1 protein-coding gene is annotated in these 2,230 nt (G+C 76.0%); it reads left to right on the plus strand.

Annotated elements, in window-relative coordinates:
• On the plus strand, window positions 1–2,230 hold a 2,230-nt coding region (cydD, locus tag SACPADRAFT_RS27955; RefSeq protein WP_007027354.1), incomplete at both ends, for a thiol reductant ABC exporter subunit CydD.

A 2,230-nucleotide genomic window follows, 5' to 3' on the forward strand; every position in this document is an offset into this window, starting at 1 on the left:
CGCAGGCGTTCCTGCTCGCCTCCGTGCTCGCCGCGGTCGTCGCGGAGGACGGCACCGGGCACGGTGCCGAGCTGATCGCGCTGCTCGGTGCCGTGCTCGGGCGTGCGGGTACCGCGTGGGCGAAGCGGGTCGTCGCCGCGCGGGCGGCGGCGGGCGCGAAGGAGGAGCTGCGCGCGAAGGTGGTGGACAAGGCGCTGCGGCTCGGCCCCGAGTGGATCGGCCGCACGGGCGCGGGGAAGCTGACGGCCCTGACCACCCGGGGCCTCGACGCGCTGGACGCCTACTTCACCGAGTACCTGCCCGCACTGGTCACCGCCGCCGTGGTCCCGGTCGCCGTGGGTGCGGCCGTGCTGGTCGCCGACTGGCCCTCGGCGCTGCTCATCGTCGTCACGCTGCCGCTGCTGCCGCTGTTCGCGATCCTGATCGGTAAGTACACGGCCGACCGGGTGGGCGCGGCGACCGACGCGGTCCACCGGTTGTCCGGCAACCTGCTGGAACTCGTCCGTGCGCTGCCCGTGCTGGCCGCCTTCCGCCGGGCCGAGGCGCAGGCCTCGGTGGTGCGCCGGGTGAGCGACCGGCACCGCAGGACGACGGTGTCCACCCTGCGGCTGGCGTTCGCCTCGGCGTTCGCGTTGGAACTGGCCGCGACGCTGTCGGTGGCGCTGGTCGCCGTGGCGATCGGTGTGCGCCTGGTGTCCGGCGACCTGGGGCTCGCCGTGGGGCTCGGGGTCCTCCTGCTCGCCCCCGAGTGCTACCAGCCGCTGCGCTCGGTGGGGGCGGCCTTCCACGCGAGCGAGGACGGGGTGGAGGCGGTGCGCCGGGTCGCCGCCGTCCTCGACGAGCCGGAACCCCGTCCCGGGGCGCGCGTGCCCGGCCGGGGCGCGATCCACCTCCGGGACCTGCGGGTGGCCCGGCGCGGCGGGTATGCGCCCGACGGGTTGACCCGCACCGTCCGGCCCGGGCACACCACGTGGCTGGACGCGCCCAGCGGTGCGGGGAAGACGACCACGCTGGCGGTCCTGCTGGGTTTCGCCACGCCCGCGTCGGGCACGGTCACCGTCGACGGCGTGCCGATCGAAGACATCGACATGTCGACATGGCGGGACAGCGTTGCCTGGGTCCCGCAGTCGCCCGCCTTCGCCGGAGGGAGCGTGCGCGCCGAACTCGCGCTCGCGGTGCCGGGCCGGGCGACGACCGGGGACGATCCGGACGACCCGGAAGGCGATCCCGGGACCGGTCCGGACGTCGATCCGGATGTCGGGGCGGACATCGGGGCGGTGCTGGCCGAGGTGGGCCTCGACGGGTTCGCCGACCGCCCGGTGCGGGAGCTGTCGGCGGGCCAGCGGCAGCGCCTCGCCGTGGCGCGGGCCCTGCTGCGGGTGCGGCGGGGCGCATGGCTGCTGCTGCTCGACGAACCCACGGCGCATCTCGATCCGGCCAACGCCGAGCGGGTGTGGACGGCGGTGCGGGCGGCGGAGCGGTCCGGGGCGGCCGTCCTGGCCGCCGCGCATCCCCGGGACGACACCGCAGTTTCGGAGACATCCGCGGTTCCCGGAGGTTCCACAACCATTCCGACCACTGTGGACAGCCGTGTCACGGCGGGCGTGATCACCGAGGACACTGTGGACAGCGGGGACACCGATCGGCGCCGCACCGGGGAACCCGCCCGGCGCCCGTTGCCGCTGCGGTGGCTGACCGAGCGCGGGCTGGTGCGCGGCGTACTGTTGGGCGCGCTGGCCCTGCTGTCCGGGGTGGCGCTGACGGCCACCTCCGGCTGGCTGATCGCCCGCGCCGCGCAGCAGCCACCGATCCTCACCCTCACCACCCTGGTGGTCGGGGTGCGTACGTTCGGCCTGGCCCGCGCCGGCCTGCGGTACCTGGAACGCCTCGTCACGCACGACGCCGCGTTCCGCGTGGCGACCCGGCTGCGGGAACGGCTGTGGCGGGCACTGGTGCGCCTCGGCCCCGCCCGCACGGCCGGACTGCACCGGGGGGAAGGTCTGCGCAGGCTGGTCGACGACGTCGACACGATCCGCGACCTGCTGCCCAGGACCGTGACGCCCCCGCTGGTGGCCGCCCTCGTCGCGGTCGGTGCGGTCGTCGTGCAGACGATGTTCCTCCCCTCGGCCGGGGCGGTGCTGCTGGTGGCCGTCGTCCTCGGCGGGCTGGCCGCTCCCGCCCTGGCCCTGGTCACCGAGCGCCGGGCCACGGCCACCCTCGCGGCCGGTCG

Origin of the sequence: Saccharomonospora iraqiensis subsp. paurometabolica YIM 90007 (genome assembly GCF_000231035.2) — a bacterium.
GTDB classification, from domain to species: Bacteria; Actinomycetota; Actinomycetes; order Mycobacteriales; family Pseudonocardiaceae; genus Saccharomonospora; species Saccharomonospora paurometabolica.